Source organism: Paenirhizobium selenitireducens ATCC BAA-1503, assembly GCF_900492185.1.
Lineage (GTDB): Bacteria > Pseudomonadota > Alphaproteobacteria > Rhizobiales > Rhizobiaceae > Allorhizobium > Allorhizobium selenitireducens_A.
The window spans coordinates 253435-276517 of record NZ_UEYP01000004.1 but is presented as its reverse complement, the minus strand read 5'-3'; the positions used below and the strand labels follow the sequence as shown (position 1 = coordinate 276517).

Sequence of the window (23083 nt, the reverse complement as noted above, 5' to 3'; positions counted from 1 at the left end):
GGGCCTCGTGATGTGAAGGCCCGGCCGCGCGGGCAGGCACGGCCGGGCTGGAAGGGATGGGTCAGAATGCGGCGGGGCGGGCCTCGTAGCCGGTGGATTTCACCACCGAGACAAGGGCCTCGACCGGGGCGGATGCGGGGTCATGCTCGACCTCGATGCGGCCGGTGTTGAAATGCACCTTGGCGGCGGTCACGCCGGGAGTTGCCGCCAGCGCCTTCTCGATCTTGGTGACGCAGGAGGGGCAGGAAAATTCGTCGCTGCGCAGGATGGTCTTGGTCATGGCTGGTTCCTTTCATGTCGCCGCCCGGTGGGGCGGTCATTGCTTGTGAACTCAAGATATGCTGTCCTTTCAGGATCAGGAGTGGCAATTTCGACAAGGGATCATTGCATGAATGCACAGGCGCAGGATTGGGACGATCTGCGGTTGTTTCTGGCCGTGGCGCGGGCGGGGTCGCTTTCAGGGGCGGCGCGCAGCCTTGGCGTTACCCATTCCACCGTCTTTCGCCGCATCGGCGCGTTCGAGGCGCGGTTGCGGGTGCGGCTGTTCGACCGGCTGCCCGGCGGCTATGCTCTGACCCAGGCGGGCAAGGAGATGCGCGATTCCGTCATCCGCATCGAGGAAGAAATCACCGCGCTGGGGCTGAAGGTTACCGGACAGGACCAGCGGCCCACTGGGACGATCCGCATCACCACGACCGACCTGCTGGCGGTGGGTGTGCTGCCCCGCCACGTCGCCGCCTTCCGCGCCGAATGGCCCGAGATCGAGATCGAGGTGGTGGTGGCGGATACGGTGCTGGACCTGACCCGGCGTGAGGCCGATGTCGCGTTGCGGCTGGGCAATCCGGGGCAGGAAACGCTGGTCGGGCGGCGTGTCGGGCGGCTTGCCTTCGCTGTCTATGGTGCGGCGGGCCTTCATGCGCGGGGGGCGGACGATCCGGCCGATGGCGACTGGATCGGCTACGGCTCGGCCCATGGTCCGCTCAGCCGCCGCCTGGCCCGCTGGTGGCCGGATGCGCGACAGGTTTACCGGACAAACTCGATCATCGCCGCCCATGCCGGTGCGAAGGCGGGGATCGGACTTGCCGCCTTGCCTTGCGTGATCGCCGATTGCGACCCCAGCCTGATCCGCGCCGCCGCGCTGCCCGAGGACTTCATGCTGGACCTGTGGTTGCTGATTCACGAGGATCTGCGCCAAACCGCGCGCATCCGCCTGTTTCTGGACTTCATGGCGACGGCCCTGGCGGCCGATGCCGACCTGCTGGAGGGGCGCTGCCCGTGCAAGACAAGGCCGGCGCAGGCGTGACGCCCGCGCCGGCCCATGCCTGCGCCCGTGGCGTCAGTCGATCATCTGCCAGCCGGGATGCTCGAAATGCTCGCCATAGGCGTTCAACGCCTGAACAATCGTCACCGCGCCAGTCTCGACCTCGCCGGCCTCCAATGCCGAGATGCCGGTCATCACCTCACCAAGGACGATATGGAACTGCTCGTCTACCTCGGGTTCCAGCACACAGTTCTCGACCATGAAATCGACCTGCTTCTGGACATCGGCAGCGACCCCATTCGCGGCATCGGCAGGCAGGGTGCCGTTGTGGATCGCGTCCAGGTTCGCGGCCATGGTTCCGTGAATCGCGGTCATGCCGGTGATCATGTTCTGATCGCCCTGCCATTTGGCGCCATCGTTCAGCGTGATCTCGATAGCCCCCGAGCCATGGCTGTCATGATCATGGGATTGCGCGGCGACAATGCCAGCTGACCCCAGCGCGAGGGCGAGAGCGACAGCAACGGTGGTGAAAGATTTTACAGTCCGCATAGTGATCTCCTGTATCTGCCAAGTGGTTCTGGCCGCGGCGGGCATCGACAGACGCCGCCGGGCTTGGGATAGACATAGGCTGTCCGTTTTCGCACGAGAATTGACGAAACCTGCAAAGACCCATTGCACGAATGGACAGACCTCAGGCACGAACCAGACCCTCGCGGCCTGCCGACGATACCATGGGGTCTGCTGCCGGACGGTGCTAAATCCTACGCTAAGCCGATAAAACGCGCCTTCCGTGGTCCCTGAGGTTTCCGTTGGCATCGACGTAGCGATAGAGGGTCACCGGTTTGACGCCCAGCTCGGCCGCGAGGGCGGCGACTGAGGTGTCCCTGTTTGACATGGCCGCTTGGGCCAGGCGGACCTGAGCCTTGGTCAGTGCGAACTTTCGCCCGCCTTTTCGACCGCGCGCCCGGGCGGCTGCGAGACCTGCCATGGTGCGTTCCCGGATCAGGTCGCGCTCGAACTCCGCCAGGGTCGCGAAGATGCCGAAGATCATGCGACCGGCCGAGGTGGTGGTGTCGATTTCAGCGCCTTGACCAGTCAGCACGCGCAAGCCGATGCCGCGATCCGACAGGTCGCGCACGGTGTTGACCAAGTGGGTCAGCGTGCGCCCGAGCCTGTCCAGCTTCCAGACCACGAGAACATCCCCTTCCCGCAATGACCGCAGGCAGGCCTCCAGTCCTGGGCGATCATCGCGTGCGCCGGATGCCTGATCTTCGTAAATGCGTTCCGCGGGCACTCCTGCGGCGATCAGGGCGTCGCGCTGGAGATCCAGAGACTGCGACCCGTCAGCCTTGGAGATGCGTGCGTAGCCGATCAACATGTTTCACAAACGTTCGTTTGAGGTGCTTTCGTGCGGCCGGTGCTTTTCGGCATCAACCCTGTTCCTTATCCCATATCTTAAACAGAATATCACAAACTATTCGCGGAAAGAAAAAGATATATGGCACATCGCACAGTTCTGACCGACCGGCAGCGCGCAGCATTGTTCGATCTGCCGACCGTTGAGGCCGAGATGCTGCATCATTACACGCTGTCGGACGATGACCTGGAAATCATCCGCGCCCGACGCCGTCCACACAACCGTTTCGGCTTTGCTCTGCAACTGTGCGCCTTGCGATATCCCGGTCGTCTGCTGACACCCGGTGAAGTCATTCCCTTGGCAGTTACGCGCTTTCTGGCCGCGCAGGTTGGCCTGAAGCCTGATGATCTGGCCGGTTACGCGACCCGTGAAGAGACCCGCCATGAACATCTGGCGACGCTCAGAGAGCAGTATGGCTACAGGATGTTTTCTGGGAGAGGGGCGCGCGACCTGAAGGGCTGGCTGCAGGATGCGGCCGAGGGTGCCCGTTCCAATGACGATCTGGCACGGCGCTTTGTCGAGCAGTGCCGGGCGACCCGAACCATACTGCCTGGCGTCACGATCATCGAGCGCCTATGCGCGGACGCGCTTGTGGCTGCGGAGCGGCGGATCGAGTCCCGGATCGCGGAGCGGCTGGACGATGCCATGAGGACCCGCCTCGATGCCTTGCTGACGGAAGACGCTGGCGGATCGGTCACGCGGTTTGTCTGGCTGCGTCAATTCGAGGCCGGGCAGAACTCGGCCGACATGAACCGTCTTCTGGATCGGCTGGAATTCCTGCAACGCCTTGGGCTGACCGAGACGGTTCTGGCTGGGGTGCCGCCGCACCGGATTGCCCGACTTCGCAGGCAGGGAGAGCGATACTTCGCGGGCGATTTGCGAGACATCTCCGGTGATCGCCGTCTCGCCATCCTTGCCGTCTGCGTACTGGAATGGCGCAGCGCCCTTGCCGACGCCATTGTGGAGACCCATGACCGGATCGTCGGCAAGACCTGGCGCGAGGCGAAGTCCCGACGTGACGCTCGTGCGGAAGATGCCAAGGCAGCGCTAAAGGACACCTTGCAGTCCTTCGCCACCCTCGGTTCGGCGCTGCTGGAAGCCCATGAAGATCGCGCATCGCTCGAGGAGGCTGTCGACAATGCCGGTGGCTGGTTATCCCTCAAGGGGCTGGTCGCGACAGCGGCCCAGTTGACAGACACCTTGGCCGCCGACCCTCTGGCGCATGTCGGACATGGGTATCATCGCTTCCGCCGCTACGCACCGCGCATGCTGCGGACGCTCGACATTCGCGCCGCGCCCGTGGCGGAACCGCTGCTGGCGGCGAGCACAATCATCGCGGGCACGGAGACGACGGAGATCCTGCCGCTGACGTTTCTGCGCCGGGGGTCGAAGTGGTTGCGGCACCTGAACGCGGATGGCGGCGATGCAGGCCGTCTGTGGGAAGTCGCGGTTCTGTTCCATCTGCGGGAATCCTTCCGCTCGGGCGATGTGTGGCTCGCCCATTCACGGCGGTTTGGCGACCTGAAGGAGGCGCTTGTTCCGGCAGAGGTTGCCCGCGCCACGCCGAAGCTAGCCATGCCGTTTGAGCCCGATATCTGGCTCGCCGACCGCAAGGCACGAATGTCCGACGCCCTGCGTCGCTTGGCGCGGGCTGCAAAGGCCGGGGCCATTCCGGGCGGGTCGATCGAAGATGGTGTGCTGAAGATCGACCGCCTGACCGCCGCTGTTCCCGAAGAAGCCGAAGCCATGGTCCTCGACCTCTACAAGCGCCTGCCGGAAATCAGGGTCACGGATCTCTTGCTGGAAGTGGATGACGAGGTCGGGTTCACCGAAGCCTTCACGCATCTGCATACGGGTGTGCCTTGCAAGGACAGGATCGGCCTCTTGAACGTGCTGCTTGCCGAGGGACTGAACCTCGGCCTCAGCAAGATGGCAGGGGCTACCAACACCCATGACTACTTCCAGCTCTCCCGCCTGTCGCGATGGCATGTCGAAGGCGAGGCCATGTCGCGCGCACTGGCAAAGGTGATCGAGGCGCAGTCCGCGCTGCCGATGGCACGGTTCTGGGGTGCCGGACAAACGGCATCGAGTGATGGGCAATTCTTCCCGACGACACGACAAGGCGAGGCGATGAACCTCATCAACGCCAAATACGGCCAAGAGCCCGGGCTGAAGGCCTACACCCATGTGTCCGACCAGTTCGGCCCCTTCGCCACCCAGACCATCCCGGCCACGGTGAACGAAGCTCCCTACATTCTGGATGGCTTGCTGATGACGGGCGCGGGCCAGAATATCCGCGAGCAGTATGCCGACACGGGCGGCTTCACCGACCATGTCTTCGCGGTAACAGCCCTCTTGGGCTTCCAGTTCATCCCCCGCATCAGGGACCTGCCATTGAAGCGCCTCTATCTCTTCGACCCGGCAGCCTGCCCCAAAGAGCTGAAGGGGCTGATCGGCGGCAAGATCAAGGAACCCCTCGTCACGGCAAACTGGCCCGACATCCTGCGCAGCGCTGCCACCATGGTCGCGGGCGTCATGCCCCCGAGCCAATTGTTGCGGAAGTTCGCTGCCTATCCCCGACAGCACGAGCTGGCCTTGGCCTTGCGCGAAATCGGACGTGTCGAGCGCACGCTCTTTATCATCGACTGGCTGCTCGATGCCGACATGCAGCGCCGCGCACAGATCGGGCTGAACAAAGGCGAGGCTCATCACGCTCTGAAAAACGCCCTACGCATCGGCCGCCAAGGGGAAATCCGCGACCGGTCCGCCGAAGGGCAGCACTTCCGCATGGCAGGCCTCAATCTGCTCGCCGCCATCATCATCTACTGGAACACCAAACATCTCGGGGAGGCAGTCACAAGCCGCCACCGCGCCGGTCTCGACTGTTCGCCCGGCCTTCTGGCTCACATCTCGCCCCTCGGATGGGCGCACATCTTACTCACAGGGGAGTACAGGTGGCCGAAAAGAGCTTAGCGTAGGATTTAGCACCGTCCGGCAGCAGACCCCCATTTGTTCGATGCAGTCATCCAGCGGTCGAGATGATCCCTGAATCTCAGATCATCCCGCCTCATGTGAAACGTGAACAGGCGATTGACGATGTCCCGCATCAAGTCCGCCATCTGCGCATCATCGATATGCGACACCGTGCGCCACGGGATGGTCTGACCTGTGGCGTCGATCACGTTCACGTCCGAATAATCGCCGGTCAGCGTCACCGGCTGCACCCCGGCGTGCAAATCCTCCAGCCGCGTGTTGCGGATGCAGATCATGGCCATGATCTTCGCGAGATCGGCGGCAATGCGTTCTTCGTCTTCGACCTTCATGCTCAAATCCTCTCGCAGCACCTCGCTTCGCCGCGAAGGGCTGCGAGAGCGTCAGATCACTCGTTGAGATAGGCGACCCAATTCTGTCGCGCATGCACGATGCGCAACACCTGCAGCCACTCCTCCTCGATGCGGTAGATGATCAGATGCGATCCCGAGCGGTAAAGGCGCACGGGCGGGCGGATTTCAGTGCGTTCGCGCGCGATCCCCGGGTGCTGGACCAGCAGGTCCATGTCCACGGCGAGCCCGCGGATATAGGTTTCTGCCTGACCAACTGACCAGGTACGCGCGGTATAATCCCAGATCGCGTCCAGATCATTCAGCGCAGCAGGTGATAGGCGATATTCAACGACCGTCGGTTCTGGCATTCTGATCCCGCTTGCGGGCAAGAAATGCCTCAACATCCAGACGTCCTGCCGGACCGCTTGCGAGACCCTCATCGACAAGCTGCTGCAACTCGACGATGGCCTGCTGGCGATCCTGGTCCCGGCGGATCAGATCGCGCACATAATCGCTGGCGTTGCTGTAGCGCCCATCTTGTGTCTGGGCCTCGACCCAGGCCTTCATCGGGTCCGGCAAAGAAACATTCATCGTGGCCATGGTCGCGATCTCCTTTGCAAGGACGATGACATAAATTGGCAAAGATTGTCAAACTGTGCCGATGTCCTGCTACACGGCTTGCCGTGCGCATGCCACGAACCCGGCGGGTTTCCCCGCCGGGCCTGAGGGGGAGGCCCCGTTCTTTTCAGAACGGGATCTCGTCGTCGCGGTCGACCAGCTCGGGGTTTTCGGTCTCGGCCGACTTCGGGCGGCTCAGGAAGTCGACCTTTTCGGCGATGATCTCGCAGCCGTAGCGGTCGTTGCCCATGCTGTCGATCCACTTGGTGTAGTGGATGCGGCCGTGGACGAGGACCTTCATGCCCTTTTCGCAGTGCTCTGCGACCGTCTTGCCGAGACCGTTGAAGCAGGTGATGCGGTGCCATTCCGTGTCCATGACCCGGTAGCCGTTCTCGTCGCGCAGGACGCGACCTTCCGAGATGCGGGGGCGGGAGGTGGCGAGGCTGAAGTTGGTGATCTTGGTGCCGCCCTGGGTGGTGCGGACTTCGGGGGTCTGACCGATGTTGCCGGCGAGGATAACGATGTTCTGCATGGTAAGCTTCCTTCTGTGTCCTGTCTTCGGGACCGTCCCTTCGACAAGACCCGGAAAAAGCCCGTCGGGTGACGCGTGCACGGTGGACGGAACGGACGCCGGAAACCCCCAGAGGACCGGGGTGGAGCGGGCAGGTGACGCGTTTCCAAAGAAACGCTAGCCAACACGGCCCGGACTGACGCGGGGTTGCGCGCAGGCAACCGAACGGGATTAGGGGATTGTCAGTCGAAGGGATGGCCGAGGAGACAGAGATGCGCGGGGAGCCCATGCCAGGACCTGTCACCTTGCCCATCGGGACTGCCTTACCCCCAGTCCAGCACCTCCCCGGCGGCGAAAACTGCGATCACCAGCCTTTGCCACCCCTGCCCTTGCCTTCCGGGAGTTGCGGTGCCCTGCATCGACGGGCTATCGATACCGGGATATTCAGGACACGGACCGCATCAATGGCTGATTACGAACTCGAGGCACTGTCGCTTGGCGAGCTGAAGAAAATGCAGAAGGACGTCGCCAAGGCGATCTCCACATTCGAGGATCGGCAGAAGGCGGAAGCCCGCGCCAAGGTGGAAGCTCTCGCCCGGGATCTGGGCTACTCTCTGGCCGAACTTGACGGAACCGAGACGAAAGCCTCCCGTGCGCCTGTCGCGGCGAAATACCGGCACCCTGAGAACCCGGCACTCACCTGGTCCGGTCGCGGGCGCAAACCGCAGTGGTTCGTGGAGGCGTTGGCTGCTGGGAAAACGGCGACCGATTTGGCTATCAACTGATCCAGCCCAAATGCGTTCGCCACTCGGTCGATACGCAACCAGCCGAGTACTGCGCGCGAGAAATGCCTTCGAATCAAGGCGTAAAGCCTGATCCATTCTCGCTAGGAATTCAGAACGCGTGTTCCGGTCGGTGATAGTCGTGCCTCGAACCCTGAAGCCCGGCCTTCGCGAGGCGATCTGAGTTCGAATTGACTGCCAGACCTCTCGGCAATCGTCGCGACAATTGCCAGCCCAAGACCGCTGCCCTCGCGATCGGACCGGGCGCGCTCGAACCGGTGCGTCAGGCGTGCGAGATCCTCGGCGGGCACGACCGGGCCGTCGTTGGCGACGATCAGCGTTCCGTCAGTTGCAAGCGAGACCTCCACAGGAGCTTCGGCTTGGCCATGGCGCAAGGCATTCTCGATCAGATTGCGCAAGACGATCGCGAAGGCGTCGGGGTCCAGATCCGACATGATAGCGCTGTCCGGAAGCGCGAGGTGGATGCGCCCGGGCTCGCCACCGCGCGCAAGGTCGTCGACGATCAGTCGGGCCACGGGGCGAAGATCGGCAGCGACGTCACGGCGAAGGCGACCACCTTCAGCGCGCGCCAGTTGCAACAGGCGTTCGGAGAGGCGGGTCAGGCGTTTCAGCGTGGCCTCGATTTCGGCCGCACGGGCCTTGGCGTCAGCGTCGCGCGTCTCTGTCTGCAGCCGTTGTGCCTGTGCGATGGCACCTGCCAGCGGGGTGCGGAGTTCATGCGCGGCGTTCGCTGCAAAGCTTCGCTCCGCCTCGAAGGCCGCTTCCAGCCGCCCCAGAAGTCCGTTCATCGTATCGGCGAGGGGCGCGATTTCGGTGGGCAGATCGGCGCTGGCGACGGGGCTCAGGTCGCGCGCGCCCCGCGCCGACAGGCGGTCGCGGAACTGGCGCAGGGGCGCAAGGCTGGCGCGGACGGCCAGCACGATGGCCAGAAGCGCCACGGGCAGCAAGATCAGAAGTGGCAGGCCAAGCCCCATCTGAATCTCGCGCGCGACGCTTGCGCGATGGTCCAGCGGCTCGGCCACAGTGATGCGGATCGTGCCCTGCACAGCCTCGTCGCTATAGAGCCGATGCGTTGCAGTCTGGTGGAACCCGATCCCTTCCCAGGCGGGGAACACGCCCGGGTCGGCGGCATGGGATTGCAGCAGGATGCGCCCCTGATCATCCCGCACGATGTAAGTGAAGAACTCGTCATGTTCGCGGATGGCGGCAAGACGCTGGCTGATCCCTGCTTCCTCGCGGTTCAGGATATCAACGACGGCGAGTGGCAGGATGCGCTGTGCGGTTTCCTGCAGGGCGGAATCGAACACCTCTTCGATCTCGCTCCGCGCGATCAGCGCCGTCACGCTGGCCGCGAGCACCCAAAGAACCGTCAGCGCCACGCCCAGCCAGAGCCCAAGGCGACCCTGAAGACTGCGCGGCGCCCTCATGCCCGGCCCAGACGGTAGCCGAGGCCGCGTTCCGTCTCGATCACCTCCGCCCCCAACTTCTTCCGCAGTCGGCTGAGATGGACCTCGATCGTGTTGCTCTCGATCTCGGCCCCAAAGGCGTAAAGCTTGTCCTCAAGCTGCGCCTTGGACAGAAGCTGCCCAGGCCGGGACAGAAAGGCCTCGAACAGCGCCCATTCGCGTGCCGTCAGGGCGACTGGGCGGCCGTCGCGGTGGATGCTGCGCGCAGCAAGGTCGATCTCCAGCGGCCCGTGGGTGACAATTGGGTTGGGGTTCCCCGCATAGCGGCGCGCCACCGAGCCGATCCGGGCGGACAGTTCCGCCAGATCGAAGGGCTTGACCAGGTAGTCGTCGGCCCCTGCGTTCAACCCCTCGATCCGGTCGCTGATCTGGTCAAGCGCGGTCAGGATGATGACGGGCGTCACATCGCCCTTGGCCCGCAGACGGCGCAGAAACGGAATGCCCCGGCCATCGGGCAGCATCAGGTCCAGCAGCACAAGATCGAAGCTCGCCCCGGCCATCGCGTCCCCGGCCGCATCCAGCCGCTGGACCCAGTCGACCGAATGGCCATCGGCGGCTATCTGGTCCCGCACGGCAGCTCCCAGAACTGTATCATCCTCGATCAGCAAGATGCGCATGGTCTTCTGCCGTCCCTTTGGCCCCGGGTTGGTTTGCTTCTGACCCTCTCTCCTGACAGCAGGCTGAAGCCCTGGATCAGCCGTCTTCAGGCTGCCGTCAGCTTCGGCGCGCATCACATCATCCAGACTGGCCGTAACCCGGAGTGTGGCCCATGCGAAAGACGCTGACAATTCTTGCTTTTCTGGCAGCCCTGCCTGCCGGTGCCGCACTGGCTGATGATGATTGCTTCGTTCCGATGGCCGACTGGCAACCGCGCGAGGCGGTGGCTGAGTTCGCCACCCGGCAAGGCTGGGAGGTGCGCCGCATCAAGATCGACGACGGCTGCTACGAGATCGACGGCCGCGACGCGACGGGCCGCGCGATCGAGGTCAAGCTGCATCCCGGCACGCTGCAGATCGTCGAATTCGAATTCGAGGATGACGACCACGGTCGCGACCGCGAAGGACAGGAAGATGACTGACCATGTTTCCGTGCATGAAAAGGCCACGGTGACAGGGCGAGATCCACAGCGCCGGGCCCACGACCAGTCCCCTGTGACGCCGGGTACCATTCCTCAAGTCGGCCCGAACGGAAGGTTTTCTGACATGTTGTATTCCGGTCCGGCATTTGCCGCCATCGCCGTTCTGTTAGGCGCCGCCCTTGGCGCGCAAACCTATGCCCCGTTCGGCATCGAGTCCGCCATGAGCATCGCGGTCGGGTCCGCCGCGATTGTGGCCATGGGCATAGCCCTGGTGCTGTCGGCGCGCCCGGCTGTGATCGAACCGTTCTTCGGCGGGCTGGATCGCATGTATGCCGTCCACAAGTGGCTGGGGATCGCGGCCTTGGGGCTGATGGTCCTGCATGACCAGCTTGAACCGGAGATCGAGGATTTTGTGGCAGAAACCAACCTTGGCGAATTCGCCGCCGAGGTCGGAGAAATTGCCTTCTACGGGTTCATCGCGCTGATCGCGATCAGCTGGATCAAGCGGGTTCCCTTCACCAATCTGGAATTGCCCTGGCCCTTGTGGCGTTTCACGCACCGGTTCATGGGGCTGTTGTTCGCGATTGCCGCGTTTCACCAACTGGCCATCGACAAGCCCGAAGGGGTGGACCCGATGCTGGCGCTCTACCTCAACACGTTCAGCCTTGCGGGGCTGGTGGCCTGGGTGTTCACGCAGTTCATCAACCCTTTTCTGCGCCCGCGCGACTATGCGCTCGACTCCGTCACGCGACACGGTGCTGCGACCGAGATTGCCTTGCGGCCCACAGGGCGCGGAATGCGCTGGCGTCCTGGCCAGTTCGCCTTTGTCTCGGTTCCCGGCTCGGGCCCCGGCGCTGGCCTTGACGAGGCGCATCCTTTTACCATCGCTTCGGCCCCGCGCGCCGATGGCAGTCTGCATTTCGGGATCAAGGCGCTGGGGGATTGGACGCGCAGCCTGCCGGACAAGCTGGTGCCGGGCCAGCGGCTGCGCGTTGAGGGGCCCTATGGCCGGTTCCTGTTCCGACGCCGGGTGCCGCGTCAGGTCTGGCTGGCGGGAGGCATCGGCATCACACCCTTCCTGGCATGGGCCGAGGCGCTGACCGAGGCAGACCGCCAGCAGATCGCGCTGATCTGGGCCGTGAACACCCAGGACGAAGCCTTTGCCGCCGACCGTCTGCAAGCCATCGCCGCAGGTCATCCGGGCTTGAGCGTGCAGGTCGTGGCCAGCCGCACCGAGGGGCGACTGACGGCCGAACGCCTGGTCGCGATGGTGCCCTTCGAGATCGCCGGGTCGGAGCTGTTCTTCTGCGGGCCCTGCGGGTTGCGCGACGGCATCCAGAACGGGCTCAAGGCGATGGGCCATGCGCCGCGCCGCGTTTACTCCGAAGCGTTCGAACTGCGCTGACACGCAGCCGTGCCGGAACCGGGTGTACAATCGGTTCCGGCCTGTGCCCGGCATGAGGTTAGGGCGCGTGTTTTCTGACACCAGGCTGAAGCAGAAACCGGCGTCCCATCAGCAAGGCTTCAGCGGCACACGACAGAATCGGTTCATCCAATCAAGGAGCTACCGCCATGAAATCCACAATTCTCGTGTTGCTCGCAACTGCCGCCGTTATCGCGGTCCTTGCCGCGCCCACATTGACAGCCCTTGGTCGCGGACCCGGCACTGCGCCAGCCACCGTCACGGCACCGGCGCAGCCCGGCGACACTGCGGCCACGCCTGCGGGTGCCGATCTGGCGACGCAACAGACATCGGATCAGGGCGACGACGATGACGATTGAGATGCCCCGCAAGTCCGCATCAACCCATCCCTCCATGCCCGGCAACATCGCCTGACCCCGTTCTCCGACCACGCCTGTCCCTCGTGGTCTGACTGGCCCCGCCCTGTCCCGGCGGGGCCTTTTTCTTCCTGACGCCAAGCTGAAGCAGAAAGTGGGGCGGCGTCAGGAACAGCTCAGGTCCGAGGCACAGATTGGCAGCATCAGATCCAAGGAGACCACGCCATGACATTCCGACTTTCCCTTCTTTTCGCGTCGACGGCGCTGACCGTGGCACTCGGCCTGCCTGCCCTTGCCGCGTTGCAGGACCAGGGCAACGCTCAAGGCGCGTGCAGCGGCGTTTGCGCCGCCGTGGTCAGTGCCGACGACCAGCCCATGCCCCTCATTCGTGTGAGCGGAGATGATGACGACGGCGGATGGGTCCGTCGCGGGCACGACGATGACGAGGACGACGAGGACTGCGACGATGATGATGATGATGATGATGATGATGACGACGATGGCTGCATCGGCGCTCTCGGCAACCCTGCTCCTGCGGGCACCGTCGCACCTCCGGCAAACGGGCTCTTCGGCAACGGCGCGCCGCCCGTGGCTGTGACCAACTGATCCCGGCCATCGCGCGCCCTGCCCCGTGCGGGGCGCAGACCATCACCGAAAGGAAACCCGATGAAATCCCTTCTCGCCACCCTTGCCCTGACCACCGCACTGACCCTTCCTGGGCTCGCGATGGCCCGGCCCGTGACGCTGACGACCACCATGAACAGCTATGGCGGCGATGGCGCCTACCTGGCGCTCTACGTCACCGATGCCTCGGGCGCCTATGTCGGCAGCCTCTGGATGGCGGGCGGCAAGTCGAAATACTACGAACACCTGAGCGACTGGTATACCGCCACCGGGGCCGACCCTGCCCAGATCAACGGCATCACGGGCGCCAGTGTCGGGGCAGGCCGGACCCTGGAGATCACGCTCGATCTGGCCGATGCCCTGTTCGATGCGGGCTATACGCTCCACATCGACGCGGCGGTCGAGGATATGCGCGACAGCCCGAACGAGATTGCGGTGCCGCTGACCAGTGCTGGCGCGGGCACGCTCGTGCAGGGCCGTCGCTACATCGCCAGCTTCGTCTATCAGTAAGGGAACGGACTGATGATCCGCGCGCTTCACCGCTGGCCGGGGCTTCTGGCCCTTGTCCTTGTGACCGTCCTTGCGCTCAGCGGTGCGGCGCTGTCGGTCTTTCCCATGGCCGAGCGGCTGGTCGCGCCGCAGGCGGTGGCGGGGCAGAGCGTGGCCGATATGGCTGCCCGTGTGGCCGCGACGCATCCGGGGCTGGAAGAGATCCGGCGGTCCCCCTCGGGCACCATCACCGCCTGGTGGTTCGACGGCGGCACGCCAGGTTCCGCCGTGATCGACCCGGCGACAGGCGCGGATGTCGGCTCGGCCGACCCCAACCCGGTCGAACGCTGGCTGACGAACCTGCACCGGTCGCTGTTTCTGGACGATGCCGGGCGGCTGGTGATGGCCGCAGGCGCCGCCGCCATGCTGGTGCTGGCCCTGTCGGGGGCGGCGCTGGTGGCGCGGCGCACGGGCGGCTGGCGGCGCGGGTTCGCGCGGCTGCGCGGGCCGCTGGTGGGGCGGCTGCATGTGGAACTGGCGCGCGTTGCGGTCATGGGCCTTGCCCTGTCGGCGGCGACGGCGCTGTGGATGACGGCTTCGACCTTTGACCTGCTGCCCGATGGCGCGGTGCGCCCCGCCGACCCTGCGGCAGTCAGCGGGCAGATGGCCTTCCCGCTGGGGCAGATGGCCGCGCTGCAGGATGTTCCGGTCAGCGCCTTGCGCAAGCTGAGTTTTCCCTATGCGGGCGATGCGCAGGATGTGTTCACTCTCTCCACCGATGCAGGCACCGGCCTGATCGATCAGGGGACCGGCGAGCTCCTGTCCTGGGCAGACCTGACGCCATGGCAGCAGGTCTCGGAAACCATCTACATGCTTCACACCGGTCAGGGTGCGGCGGTCCTGGGGCTGGTCCTCGGCCTGATCGCGCTGAGCGTCCCGGTGATGGGTGTGACCGGCGCGCTGATCTGGGTTGCAGGGCGGCGGGGTCGGCCCCACCTGCGCGACAACGCCCGGGCGAGCCGGGCGCAGACGGTGATCCTTGTGGGTTCCGAAGGCGGTAGCACCTGGGGCTTTGCCGCAACGCTGGCGCGGGCCCTGCGGGATGCGGGCCAAGCGGTGCATGTGGGACCCATGTCAGCCTTCGACCCGGCCCGTTGCCCCCGCGCGGACCGCTTCCTGATCCTCGCCGCCACCTATGGCGAAGGCGACGCACCCGCTTCGGCCCGCGGGTTCCTCGATCGGCTGGCGCGGATGGCCCCGACCGCCCCGCTGGCCGTGCTGGGCTTTGGCGACCGCAGCTTTCCGGCCTACTGCGCCTTTGCGGCAGAGGTGGACGCCGCCGCCCGCGCCATGGGCTGGACCACCCTCTTGCCCATGGACACGGTCGACCGCCAGTCGCCGCAGGATTTCGCGCGCTGGGGCCGGGCACTGGGGCAGGCCAATGGGCTGACGCTCGACCTTGACCACCAGCCCGCCCGCCCCGAGGCGCAGGGCCTGACGCTCATCTCGCGCCGCGACTATGGCGAGGCGGTGCAGGCCCCGACCGCGATCCTGCGCTTTGCCTTGCCAAAAGCGACCCTCTGGGCACGGCTGACAGGCCGGGGTTTCGCACGGTTTCAGGCGGGCGACCTTCTCGGCATCCTGCCCGAAGGCTCCACAGTCCCGCGCTTCTACTCGCTGGCCTCGGGCAGCCGGGACGGGTTTGTCGAGATCGTGGTGAAGAAACACCCGGGGGGCCTGTGTTCCGGCCAGTTGCTGGCACTGGAACCGGGTGACGCCGTGCAGGCCTTCCTGCGGCGCAATCCGGGCTTTCATGCCGGGCGGGGTCGGGCGCCCCTGATCCTGATCGGGGCAGGCACCGGGATCGGACCCTTGGCCGGGATCATCCGCGCCAATGCCCGCCACCGTCCGGTGCATCTGTTCTTTGGGATGCGCCACCCGGACAGCGACTTCCTGTATGGTGACGATCTGACCGCGTGGCAGGCCGAGGGGCGTCTGACGCAGCTCTCCACCGCCGTCTCGCGCGGGGCGCGGCCGCATTATGTGCAGGACGCCCTGCGCGCCGAGGCCGCGCAGGTGGCCGAGGCGATCCGGCAGGGTGCAAAGGTGATGGTCTGCGGGGGGCGTGACATGGGCCGCGGCGTGGGTCGCGCGCTGGAGGATATCCTGGCGCCCATGGGCCTGACGCCCGCGATGCTCAAGGCCGGGGGGCGTTATGTCGAAGATGTCTATTGACCCTGTTCGCCACGCGCCGAACGGCCCCACCATGGGCACAAGGTGGAGCGCGCTGTTCTTTGCGCCGCCAGAATTCGACCCCGCCACCGTGCAGGCAGACCTGCAAGCGGCGGTGGATGCGGTCGATGCGCAAATGTCGACGTGGAGACCCGACAGCGATCTGATGTGCCTGAACGCCGCGCCGGTGGGGGCATGGCAGGACATCCCCTCCGATCTGGCGCGGGTGCTGACCGTCGGGCTGGCAATCGGCCGCGCCTCGGGCGGGGCCTTTGACATCGGGCAGGGTGAGGCGGTGCGCGCCTGGGGCTTTGGCCCCGCCACCGCCGATCCGCAGGCCATTCGCGCCGCGATGCAGGCCCCACATCGCCCGGCGCATGCGGTGCTGGAGCTGGACGGCGGCCGGGTGCGCAAGATTGCCCCGATCTCTCTGGACCTGAACGGCATCGCCAAAGGCCATGGGGTGGATCGTCTGGCCGAAGTCCTGTCAGCCAACGGCATCCTTGACGCCCTCGTCGGCATCGACGGCGAGATGCGCGCCATGGGCCTCGGCCCGGGCGGCAGGCCCTGGACCGTTGCGGTTGAGGCCCCCGATCATCACCGCCGCGCGCCCCATTCCATCCTGACGCTTCAGGATGCTGCTGTCGCCACCTCGGGCGATTATCGACACTGGGTCACGGTGCAGGGGCGTGATCTGTCCCACACGATGGACCCCGCGCGCGGTGCGCCACTTCTCGCGCCCCCCGCATCTGTCACCGTGATCGCCCCCACCTGCGCCGAGGCCGATGCATGGGCGACGGCACTGATGGTGAAGGGTGTCGATGCGGGCGCAGACCTTGCGCGACAGGCAGGGATCGACGCGCTGTTCCTGACGCGCGATGATACGGGTGTCGTTCAAGGCATTGGCGTTGGCAAACTATTTTCGAGCAAGTCCGCGGCGACGGCCCCGGCCGTTGGAGATTGACACCTTTGGATCATACTCAAACAGATCGGCTAAAGACACTGCTCCTGGTCATCGCCCTTGCAGGTCTGGTGACAGGGCTCGGGCTGCACTTCAGCGGGCGCACGGACCTTGCACAAACGGCGTGGTTTGCGGGGGTTGTCCCCGTGCTGGCGGCGCTTGTGGTCGAGATCATCCGCAGCCTTACCCGCGGCGAGGTGGGGCTCGACATCGTGGCCGCCCTGTCCATGTCGGCGGCCCTGACCTTTGACGAGACGCTGGCGGCCGCCGTGGTCGCCGTCATGTATTCGGGCGGCACCTTCCTCGAAAGCTTTGCCGAGGGTCGCGCGCGGCGCGAGATGCGCGATCTTCTGTCGCGCGTGCCCCGCACCGCCACGCGCCACCGCAATGGCGGGCTGGAGGAGGTGGCACTGGAAGACATCGCGCCTGGCGACCGGCTGCTGATCCGGCAAGGCGATGTCGTGCCGGTGGACGGGCGCATCGCATCCGCCGCGGCTTTCGTCGACACATCGGCGCTGACGGGCGAATCCTTGCCGGTGCGGCTCGACCGCGGGTCTGAGGCGATGAGCGGATCGACCAATGCCGGTGATGCTTTTGATCTGGAGGCGACGCGCGAGGCGAAGGACAGCACCTATGCCGGGATCGTCCGGCTGGTCGAGGCGGCGCAGGCGTCGAAAGCACCCATGGCGCGGCTGGCTGATCGCTGGTCGCTGGGGTTTTTGGCCGTCACCGTTGCCATCGCCTTTGCCGCATGGTGGTTTACCGGCGATCCGATCCGCGCGGTGGCGGTGCTGGTCGTGGCGACGCCCTGCCCCCTGATCCTGGCCGTGCCGGTGGCGCTGGTGGCCGGGCTGAGCCGGGCGGCGCATTTCGGGGTGCTGGTGAAGGGGGCCAAACCCCTCGAGGCGATGGCCCGCATCCGCACCCTGATCCTCGACAAGACCGGCACGCTGACCGACGGGCGCCCGCAGATCGTCAGTATCGACAGCCATGACGGGATGGGGGCTGACGACATCCTGCGCTATGCTGCGGCGCTGGATCAGGCATCAAAACACCCCGTCGCGCAGGCCATCGTGGCTGCAGCAAGGGACCGGGGGCTCACCCTACCCATCCCCGAAGATGTGGCTGAAATCCCGGGCGAAGGCGTCATCGGTTTCATCGACGGACGGCAGGTCATCGTCGGGGGCGATGGTTTCGTCGCGGAGCGTGTGGGCCGTTTGTCGGGTGATCACCCGGAACTGGCGGCAGGGTCGGTCATGGTGGCCGTGGCCTTCGATGGCCGTTTGGCGGGGCATCTGGTCATGTCCGACCCCCTCCGCGAAGGGGCAGCCGAGATGCTGGCCAGCCTGAGGCGGCAAGGGGTTGCGCGCATCCTCTTGGCCACCGGAGACCGGGCCGAGGTTGCGGCGCGGGTAACGGAAGGGCTTGGCCTTGACGGCATCCGCGCGGGGCTGACGCCAGATGAAAAGGTGCTCTTGGTCCTGACCGAGCACAAGAACGGTCCGGTGATGATGGTGGGCGACGGCGTCAACGACGCGCCCGCACTGGCTGCCGCCGATGTGGGCGTCGCCATGGGCGCACGCGGGGCGGCGGCAAGTGCCGAGGCGGCCGATGTGGTCTTGCTGGTGGACCGGGTGGACCGCATCGCGCCGGGGATCGAGATCGCCCGCCGGTCGCGCCGGATCGCGCTTGAAAGCGTGGTCGCAGGCATCGGCCTGTCGGTTCTGGGCATGATCGCTGCGGCCTTCGGCTACCTGACCCCCGTTCAGGGCGCGCTGCTGCAGGAAGCCATCGACGTCGCCGTTATCCTGAACGCGCTGCGCGCCCTGCGCATTTCACCCGCGGGCCTCACAGCACCGCAAACCCGTTTTGAAGGAATTCCCGCATGAGCCGCCTGTCCCATTCCGAAATCCACATGGTGCACCGCATCGGCTGGTTGCGCGCGGCGGTGCTCGGCGCGAATGATGGCCTTGTCTCAACCTCCAGCCTCGTCGTGGGCGTCGCCGCAGCCGGCACAGGGCGGACGGAGGTGCTGATCGCGGGCCTCGCCGGGCTGGTCGCTGGAGCGATGTCGATGGCGGCGGGCGAATACGTCTCGGTCAGTTCGCAGACCGATGCCGAGCAGGCCGACCTTGCCCGCGAGAAGAAGGAGCTTGCAGAGACGCCTGATGCCGAACTCGAGGAACTGACCCGAATCTACGAGGCGCGCGGGCTGACCCGCGATTTGGCCGAACAGGTGGCCGTCCAGCTCACCGACCGCGATGCCCTTGGCAGCCACGCCCGCGACGAGCTGGGCATATCCGAGACGGTGACCGCTCATCCGATCCAAGCGGCCCTTGTCTCCGCCATGACCTTTGCCGTGGGTGCTGTGGTCCCGCTTCTGGTGGCCATGCTTGCTCCGCCAGCGCAAATTGTGCCGTTCGTAGCCATCGCGACACTCCTGTCGCTCGCCATCCTGGGCGGTCTTGGCGCGACCGCTGGCGGCGCCGGCATCCTGCGAGGCGCTGTCCGAGTGACGTTCTGGGGTGCCCTTGCCATGGCCGCGACCGCGCTGGTCGGATCAATCTTTGGGGTCACAGTCGGATAAGAAGAACCGCCTGGAGTGATGACACTACAGGCAAAGGCAGCTCGCAGCGCTGCGTTCCTCGGATCGGCATCGCCGATTACGCGGCCAAAGGTAGACCTGGCGGCGCGACTGCGCCGCGCCCGAGCCGCCGGGAAGTGAGGCCGAAGCCTCACCCAAAGGGATTGTGCTCTCCCACTGTCCATTGGGGTAATTTCCTGCCCGTTTTCGGCAACATCTTCCGTTTTCTCCGCAGTTAGACTGGTTTCATTGCGGAGTCGCGGCACAGGCCCGTCATGCGCTGCGGCGGTAGGTCGCCCGGACCGCCGCAGCCGATTTCAGGAGGGCGTCATGTGATGAGCCGGAGAGTTTACGATGATGACCGGTCAGGGCAGCCTGAACGTCCACTTCGGGCTGCCGAATACGTCCGCATGTCGACGGATCATCAGAAGTATTCGACCGAAAACCAATCCGACGCGATCAAGCAATATGCTGAGGCGCGTGGAATCGAGATCGTGCGAACCTATGAAGACGCTGGAAAAAGCGGGCTAAAGATCGAGGGGCGCGACGCGCTCAGGCAACTCATCGAGGACGTGCAATCGGGCAGCACCGATTTCACTTTGGTGCTCGTTTATGATGTCAGCCGCTGGGGGCGCTTCCAGGACGCCGACGAAAGCGCCTACTACGAGTATATTTGTCGGCGCGCCGGCATCGCCGTCGAATATTGCGCCGAGCAATTCGACAATGACGGCAGCCCGATTTCGACTATCGTCAAGGGCGTCAAACGAGCGATGGCTGGCGAATACAGCCGCGAGCTTTCAACCAAGGTGTTCGCCGGCCAGGGCCGGCTGATCGAGAAGGGCTACCGCCAGGGCGGGCCCGCCGGCTTCGGCCTGCGCCGGACGTTGATTGACGAGCATGGCGTCATCAAGGGGCTTCTCGAACGGGGCGAGCACAAGAGCATTCAGACAGATCGGGTGATCCTGACGCTTGGCCCTGCCGAAGAGGTCGATCTGGTTCGCAGCATCTACCGGGCTTTCGTCCATCGAGGATACAGCGAGCGGGAAATTGCGGACGATCTCAATCAACGCGGCGTTCCGACCGATCTTGGGCGTCCTTGGACCCGGGGCACGGTCCATCAGATTCTGATCAACGAGAAATATGTCGGCGACAACGTCTGGAATCGTCGCTCCTTCAAGCTCAAGAAGAAGCGCGTCGCCAATGAGCCCGAGATGTGGATCAGGGCGCAGGATGTGTTTCAGGCCGTCGTCGAGCGCGAGCTGTTCGAGGCGGCGAGAACCATCATCAACGCGCGCTCGTTTCGTTTGAGCGACGAGGAGATGCTGCGATCCCTGCACAAGCTCTACCAGCAGAAGGGCCTGCTATCGGGCATCGTGATCGACGAATGCGACGGCCTCCCATCGAGCAGCGCCTATAGCTCTCGCTTTGGCAGTCTGCTGCGCGCCTATCGCCTCATCGGTTTTACGCCGGATCGCGACTATCGCTACGTTCAGGTCAATCGCGAGCTGCGAAAGCTCCATCCCGAAATTGTGCGCCAGGTGCTCGACGGGTTGCAAGTCACGGGGAGCGATGCCTGGCAGGATCTCCAGACCGATCGTGTGATCGTCAACAACGAGTTCAGCCTCTGCGTGGTGGTGGCGCGATGCGTCGAGACGCCGACCGGACTTCTGCGCTGGCAGTTGCGCTTCGACACCTCGCTTGCCCCCGACATCACGATCGTGGTGCGCATGGACAGCGCCAATCGGGCGCCGCTCGACTACTATCTGCTCCCGCGGATCGACATGTTTTCCGAGAAACTGCGCCTAGCGGAGGACAATGCCTTGGGGCTCGACGCCTACCGTTTTGATGGCCTCGATCTTCTTTATGACATCGCAAAGCCCGTTCCTCTCGCGGAGGAAATCTGATGCCAGTCGTCCGTCCCAACCAGATCCAGATGATCCCCATCTCCCGGATCACCGTCCTCAATCCCCGCGCCCGCAACAAGCGGCAGCATCGGGAGATCGTGAACAATATTGAGGCCATTGGTCTCAAGCGCCCTATCACGGTAAGCCGCCGCGACGGGGCCGGCGGTCCCCGATATGATCTGGTTTGCGGGGAAGGCCGGCTGGAGGCCTTCCAGATGCTGGGGCAGACCGAGATCCCGGCCGTGGTTATCGAGGCCAGCGAGAGCGAATGCCTCGTGATGAGCCTGGTTGAAAATATCGCGCGGCGCACCCCGCGTCCCATCGACCTGATGCGCGAGATCGGGGCCCTTCGCTCGCGCGGCTATAGCGATGCGACCATCGGAGAAAAGATCGGCGTCGGGGCGTCCTGGGTCAACATGATCGGCTCGCTCCTCGATCGCGGCGAGGAGCGGTTGGTCTCCGCGGTCGAAACGGGGCTCATTCCGATCACCCTGGCGATGGAAATCTCCAAAGCCGAGACGGAGGAGGCGCAGAATCTGCTCCTCGACGCCTACGAGACCGGCAAGCTCAGGGGCAAGCGGCTGGCCGCTGTTCGTCGCCTGCTCGAAATGCGGTTGCAGAGCCAGCGCAAGGGCGGATTGCCGACCGGGCGCTTGGGGCGCAAAGCCAGTAGCCGGCGGATGACGGCGGCCGATCTGATGCAGGTCTACCAGCGCGAGGCGGAACGCCAGCGCCTGCTCGTCAAGAAATCGGATTTCACCCAGGTTCGTCTGTTGTTCGTGGTCGAGGCGCTGAAGGACCTGCTCGCCAATGACGGCTTCATCAATCTGCTGCGCGCCGAAGGGCTGGCGACCATGCCGCGGGCGCTCAAGGCTCGCATATCGGGGGACGATCATGGCTGATGAACCGAAAGACCGGGAGGACGGCCATATCCATCTCGCTTTTGACCGAGACTTCCTGACGATCCCTGTGGCGGGAATCGTGCCGCTCAAGACGCTGCCGGACGGCGCCAGGGCGAGCCGCTCCTATGCGCAGGTTCTGAGTTCCATCAGGGCGATCGGCTTGATTGAAGCGCCCGTCGTGATGGCCGACACAAAGAATCCCGGAACCTGGTTTCTCCTCGATGGCCATCTTCGGCTGGAGGCGTTGAAGGAACTCGGCGTCGTCGAGGTCGAATGCCTGCTCGCCACCGATGACGACACCTATACTTACAACAAGCGCGTCAATCGCATACCGCCGATCCAGGAACACCGAATGATCGCGCGTGCAATGGACCGGAGTGTGTCGTCGGCGGACATCGCCGCCGCCTTGAACCTTCAGGTCGAGTCGGTGCTGCGGCGTTTTCGGTTGCTGGAAGGGATCAGCCCCGAGGCGGCCGAGATGCTGAAGGACACGCCCTGTTCGATGAAGGTGTTCGACATTCTGCGCCAGATGACGTCGGTCAGGCAAATCGAAGCCGCCGACCTAATGATCGGTCAGAACAATTTCACCGTCATGTTTGCGCGCGCGTTGCGTGCGGCGACCTCTGAAAACCAGCTTGCCACTGCCCGCAAGGGGAAGGGCGGCGGCAAGCCGACGCCTTCAGGCCAGCAGATCGCCCGGATGGAGCGCGAATTGGCGGCGCTCCAGACCCAGGTGAAGTCGGTTGAGGAGACTTACGGTATCGACAATCTTCATCTGACCGTCGCGCGCGGATACATCGCCAAGCTGTTGGCGAACAATCGGGTGGTTCGTTGGTTAGCGACTCATCAGCAGGACTATCTCAGCGAGTTTCAGAAGATCGCCGAGATCGACACGCTCGGCCCGATCGCGGAAACGCCGAGCGCCTGAGGCAGGTATATGGGGACCCGGACCCGATAAGCGCGGGGACCATGGGAGAAGCCGCACCGTGGGGCGGATCAATCATGGTGGTGGGAATGGCGGCGAACCCGCATGAGGCCCACTAGGTTGGCCGTCATATGGTCCAGCCGCATGAGGGGTGGTTTGCCTCGCATGAACTGAAGGTGGGCGGGTGCGTCGGAAGCGCCGACCGG

At 64.9% G+C, this 23083-nt stretch carries 24 protein-coding genes; 15 read left to right on the top strand and 9 right to left on the bottom strand.

Annotated features, from left to right (window positions below; translation table 11 throughout):
* Nucleotides 1-61: 61 nt before the first annotated feature.
* Complete coding sequence (locus RHIZ70P_RS09930; RefSeq protein ID WP_028714023.1) at nucleotides 62-280, bottom strand: heavy-metal-associated domain-containing protein; 219 nt, start codon at nucleotides 278-280, stop codon at nucleotides 62-64.
* A gap of 108 nt (nucleotides 281-388) precedes the next feature.
* On the opposite strand from RHIZ70P_RS09930, the gene RHIZ70P_RS09925 reads away from it, so the two are divergent.
* Nucleotides 389-1303: a LysR family transcriptional regulator gene (locus RHIZ70P_RS09925; protein ID WP_038145497.1), complete on the top strand. Its 915-nt coding sequence runs from the start codon at nucleotides 389-391 to the stop codon at nucleotides 1301-1303.
* Between the two features lie 33 nt (nucleotides 1304-1336).
* Here RHIZ70P_RS09925 and RHIZ70P_RS09920 read toward each other — a convergent pair whose 3' ends face one another.
* Together RHIZ70P_RS09920 and RHIZ70P_RS09915 are read right to left on the bottom strand one after the other, a co-directional pair.
* Complete coding sequence (locus tag RHIZ70P_RS09920; RefSeq protein ID WP_235842197.1) at nucleotides 1337-1855, bottom strand: hypothetical protein; 519 nt, start codon at nucleotides 1853-1855, stop codon at nucleotides 1337-1339.
* Between the two features lie 172 nt (nucleotides 1856-2027).
* Nucleotides 2028-2639 carry a recombinase family protein gene (locus tag RHIZ70P_RS09915; RefSeq protein ID WP_038148987.1) on the bottom strand — a complete coding sequence of 204 codons (612 nt, stop codon included), beginning with the start codon at nucleotides 2637-2639 and terminating at the stop codon, nucleotides 2028-2030.
* A 120-nt stretch (nucleotides 2640-2759) separates the two neighbouring features.
* Between RHIZ70P_RS09915 and RHIZ70P_RS09910 the strand changes: the two genes are divergently transcribed.
* On the top strand, nucleotides 2760-5651 hold the full coding sequence (locus tag RHIZ70P_RS09910; protein ID WP_038148986.1) for a Tn3 family transposase: 2892 nt from the start codon (nucleotides 2760-2762) through the stop codon (nucleotides 5649-5651).
* Between the two features lie 8 nt (nucleotides 5652-5659).
* On the opposite strand, the gene RHIZ70P_RS09905 is transcribed toward RHIZ70P_RS09910, so the two are convergent.
* From RHIZ70P_RS09905 to RHIZ70P_RS09890, 4 genes are all read right to left on the bottom strand, one after another.
* Nucleotides 5660-6001 (bottom strand): hypothetical protein, encoded by a 342-nt coding sequence (locus tag RHIZ70P_RS09905; protein ID WP_038148796.1) that lies wholly within the window; start codon nucleotides 5999-6001, stop codon nucleotides 5660-5662.
* Between the two features lie 56 nt (nucleotides 6002-6057).
* Nucleotides 6058-6369, bottom strand: a complete 312-nt coding sequence (locus RHIZ70P_RS09900) for a type II toxin-antitoxin system RelE/ParE family toxin (RefSeq protein ID WP_038148799.1) — start codon at nucleotides 6367-6369, stop codon at nucleotides 6058-6060.
* Nucleotides 6347-6601: a type II toxin-antitoxin system ParD family antitoxin gene (locus RHIZ70P_RS09895; protein WP_038148800.1), complete on the bottom strand. Its 255-nt coding sequence runs from the start codon at nucleotides 6599-6601 to the stop codon at nucleotides 6347-6349. The genes RHIZ70P_RS09900 and RHIZ70P_RS09895 overlap by 23 nt, the downstream gene beginning before the upstream one ends.
* Before the next feature lie 145 nt (nucleotides 6602-6746).
* Nucleotides 6747-7151, bottom strand: coding sequence for a single-stranded DNA-binding protein (locus RHIZ70P_RS09890; RefSeq protein ID WP_038148802.1), 405 nt, complete (start codon nucleotides 7149-7151; stop codon nucleotides 6747-6749).
* Between the two features lie 443 nt (nucleotides 7152-7594).
* Here RHIZ70P_RS09890 and RHIZ70P_RS09885 point away from each other — a divergent pair, with 443 nt between their 5' ends.
* Entirely contained in the window at nucleotides 7595-7915 is a 321-nt protein-coding gene (locus RHIZ70P_RS09885) for an H-NS family nucleoid-associated regulatory protein (RefSeq protein WP_038148804.1), read from the top strand.
* A 101-nt stretch (nucleotides 7916-8016) separates the two neighbouring features.
* On the opposite strand, the gene RHIZ70P_RS09880 is transcribed toward RHIZ70P_RS09885, so the two are convergent.
* Together RHIZ70P_RS09880 and RHIZ70P_RS09875 are read right to left on the bottom strand one after the other, a co-directional pair.
* Entirely contained in the window at nucleotides 8017-9360 is a 1344-nt protein-coding gene (locus RHIZ70P_RS09880; RefSeq protein ID WP_038148806.1) for an ATP-binding protein, read from the bottom strand.
* Nucleotides 9357-10016, bottom strand: a complete 660-nt coding sequence (locus RHIZ70P_RS09875; RefSeq protein ID WP_106754621.1) for a response regulator transcription factor — start codon at nucleotides 10014-10016, stop codon at nucleotides 9357-9359. The genes RHIZ70P_RS09880 and RHIZ70P_RS09875 overlap by 4 nt, the downstream gene beginning before the upstream one ends.
* A gap of 152 nt (nucleotides 10017-10168) precedes the next feature.
* Between RHIZ70P_RS09875 and RHIZ70P_RS09870 the strand changes: the two genes are divergently transcribed.
* The 12 genes from RHIZ70P_RS09870 to RHIZ70P_RS09815 all read left to right on the top strand — a co-directional run bounded on the left by RHIZ70P_RS09870 (nucleotide 10169) and on the right by RHIZ70P_RS09815 (nucleotide 22880).
* Nucleotides 10169-10477 (top strand): PepSY domain-containing protein, encoded by a 309-nt coding sequence (locus RHIZ70P_RS09870; RefSeq protein ID WP_038148808.1) that lies wholly within the window; start codon nucleotides 10169-10171, stop codon nucleotides 10475-10477.
* Nucleotides 10470-11882 carry a ferric reductase-like transmembrane domain-containing protein gene (locus RHIZ70P_RS09865; RefSeq protein ID WP_081875072.1) on the top strand — a complete coding sequence of 471 codons (1413 nt, stop codon included), beginning with the start codon at nucleotides 10470-10472 and terminating at the stop codon, nucleotides 11880-11882. Before RHIZ70P_RS09870 ends, RHIZ70P_RS09865 begins: the two co-directional genes overlap by 8 nt.
* 167 nt (nucleotides 11883-12049) lie before the next feature.
* Nucleotides 12050-12259: a hypothetical protein gene (locus tag RHIZ70P_RS09860; RefSeq protein WP_038148811.1), complete on the top strand. Its 210-nt coding sequence runs from the start codon at nucleotides 12050-12052 to the stop codon at nucleotides 12257-12259.
* Nucleotides 12260-12481: 222 nt separating this feature from the next.
* Entirely contained in the window at nucleotides 12482-12862 is a 381-nt protein-coding gene (locus RHIZ70P_RS22985; RefSeq protein WP_038148812.1) for a hypothetical protein, read from the top strand.
* 60 nt (nucleotides 12863-12922) lie between these two features.
* Nucleotides 12923-13390, top strand: a complete 468-nt coding sequence (locus RHIZ70P_RS09850) for a DUF2271 domain-containing protein (protein ID WP_115670161.1) — start codon at nucleotides 12923-12925, stop codon at nucleotides 13388-13390.
* Between the two features lie 12 nt (nucleotides 13391-13402).
* A complete protein-coding gene (locus RHIZ70P_RS09845; RefSeq protein WP_038148816.1) occupies nucleotides 13403-15604 on the top strand; it encodes a PepSY domain-containing protein in 2202 nt (733 codons plus the stop codon).
* A complete protein-coding gene (locus tag RHIZ70P_RS09840) occupies nucleotides 15585-16565 on the top strand; it encodes an FAD:protein FMN transferase (RefSeq protein WP_106754616.1) in 981 nt (326 codons plus the stop codon). The genes RHIZ70P_RS09845 and RHIZ70P_RS09840 overlap by 20 nt, the downstream gene beginning before the upstream one ends.
* 5 nt (nucleotides 16566-16570) lie before the next feature.
* Entirely contained in the window at nucleotides 16571-18451 is a 1881-nt protein-coding gene (locus tag RHIZ70P_RS09835; RefSeq protein WP_038148819.1) for a heavy metal translocating P-type ATPase, read from the top strand.
* On the top strand, nucleotides 18448-19149 hold the full coding sequence (locus RHIZ70P_RS09830) for a VIT1/CCC1 transporter family protein (RefSeq protein ID WP_038148821.1): 702 nt from the start codon (nucleotides 18448-18450) through the stop codon (nucleotides 19147-19149). Before RHIZ70P_RS09835 ends, RHIZ70P_RS09830 begins: the two co-directional genes overlap by 4 nt.
* 332 nt (nucleotides 19150-19481) lie before the next feature.
* Nucleotides 19482-21050 carry a recombinase family protein gene (locus RHIZ70P_RS09825; protein ID WP_268877522.1) on the top strand — a complete coding sequence of 523 codons (1569 nt, stop codon included), beginning with the start codon at nucleotides 19482-19484 and terminating at the stop codon, nucleotides 21048-21050.
* Nucleotides 21050-21952, top strand: coding sequence for a plasmid partitioning protein RepB C-terminal domain-containing protein (locus tag RHIZ70P_RS09820; protein WP_106754615.1), 903 nt, complete (start codon nucleotides 21050-21052; stop codon nucleotides 21950-21952). Before RHIZ70P_RS09825 ends, RHIZ70P_RS09820 begins: the two co-directional genes overlap by 1 nt.
* A complete protein-coding gene (locus RHIZ70P_RS09815; RefSeq protein WP_100237054.1) occupies nucleotides 21945-22880 on the top strand; it encodes a plasmid partitioning protein RepB C-terminal domain-containing protein in 936 nt (311 codons plus the stop codon). The genes RHIZ70P_RS09820 and RHIZ70P_RS09815 overlap by 8 nt, the downstream gene beginning before the upstream one ends.
* Nucleotides 22881-23083 lie beyond the last annotated feature (203 nt).

Coding starts and splice junctions, on each gene's coding strand:
- RHIZ70P_RS09930 (WP_028714023.1), bottom strand. CDS start 280: ATGACCAAGACCATCCTGCGCAGCGACGAATTTTCCTGCCCCTCCTGC.
- RHIZ70P_RS09925 (WP_038145497.1), top strand. CDS start 389: ATGAATGCACAGGCGCAGGATTGGGACGATCTGCGGTTGTTTCTGGCC.
- RHIZ70P_RS09920 (WP_235842197.1), bottom strand. CDS start 1,855: ATGCCCGCCGCGGCCAGAACCACTTGGCAGATACAGGAGATCACTATG.
- RHIZ70P_RS09915 (WP_038148987.1), bottom strand. CDS start 2,639: ATGTTGATCGGCTACGCACGCATCTCCAAGGCTGACGGGTCGCAGTCT.
- RHIZ70P_RS09910 (WP_038148986.1), top strand. CDS start 2,760: ATGGCACATCGCACAGTTCTGACCGACCGGCAGCGCGCAGCATTGTTC.
- RHIZ70P_RS09905 (WP_038148796.1), bottom strand. CDS start 6,001: ATGAAGGTCGAAGACGAAGAACGCATTGCCGCCGATCTCGCGAAGATC.
- RHIZ70P_RS09900 (WP_038148799.1), bottom strand. CDS start 6,369: ATGCCAGAACCGACGGTCGTTGAATATCGCCTATCACCTGCTGCGCTG.
- RHIZ70P_RS09895 (WP_038148800.1), bottom strand. CDS start 6,601: ATGGCCACGATGAATGTTTCTTTGCCGGACCCGATGAAGGCCTGGGTC.
- RHIZ70P_RS09890 (WP_038148802.1), bottom strand. CDS start 7,151: ATGCAGAACATCGTTATCCTCGCCGGCAACATCGGTCAGACCCCCGAA.
- RHIZ70P_RS09885 (WP_038148804.1), top strand. CDS start 7,595: ATGGCTGATTACGAACTCGAGGCACTGTCGCTTGGCGAGCTGAAGAAA.
- RHIZ70P_RS09880 (WP_038148806.1), bottom strand. CDS start 9,360: ATGAGGGCGCCGCGCAGTCTTCAGGGTCGCCTTGGGCTCTGGCTGGGC.
- RHIZ70P_RS09875 (WP_106754621.1), bottom strand. CDS start 10,016: ATGCGCATCTTGCTGATCGAGGATGATACAGTTCTGGGAGCTGCCGTG.
- RHIZ70P_RS09870 (WP_038148808.1), top strand. CDS start 10,169: ATGCGAAAGACGCTGACAATTCTTGCTTTTCTGGCAGCCCTGCCTGCC.
- RHIZ70P_RS09865 (WP_081875072.1), top strand. CDS start 10,470: ATGACTGACCATGTTTCCGTGCATGAAAAGGCCACGGTGACAGGGCGA.
- RHIZ70P_RS09860 (WP_038148811.1), top strand. CDS start 12,050: ATGAAATCCACAATTCTCGTGTTGCTCGCAACTGCCGCCGTTATCGCG.
- RHIZ70P_RS22985 (WP_038148812.1), top strand. CDS start 12,482: ATGACATTCCGACTTTCCCTTCTTTTCGCGTCGACGGCGCTGACCGTG.
- RHIZ70P_RS09850 (WP_115670161.1), top strand. CDS start 12,923: ATGAAATCCCTTCTCGCCACCCTTGCCCTGACCACCGCACTGACCCTT.
- RHIZ70P_RS09845 (WP_038148816.1), top strand. CDS start 13,403: ATGATCCGCGCGCTTCACCGCTGGCCGGGGCTTCTGGCCCTTGTCCTT.
- RHIZ70P_RS09840 (WP_106754616.1), top strand. CDS start 15,585: ATGTCGAAGATGTCTATTGACCCTGTTCGCCACGCGCCGAACGGCCCC.
- RHIZ70P_RS09830 (WP_038148821.1), top strand. CDS start 18,448: ATGAGCCGCCTGTCCCATTCCGAAATCCACATGGTGCACCGCATCGGC.
- RHIZ70P_RS09825 (WP_268877522.1), top strand. CDS start 19,482: ATGAGCCGGAGAGTTTACGATGATGACCGGTCAGGGCAGCCTGAACGT.
- RHIZ70P_RS09820 (WP_106754615.1), top strand. CDS start 21,050: ATGCCAGTCGTCCGTCCCAACCAGATCCAGATGATCCCCATCTCCCGG.
- RHIZ70P_RS09815 (WP_100237054.1), top strand. CDS start 21,945: ATGGCTGATGAACCGAAAGACCGGGAGGACGGCCATATCCATCTCGCT.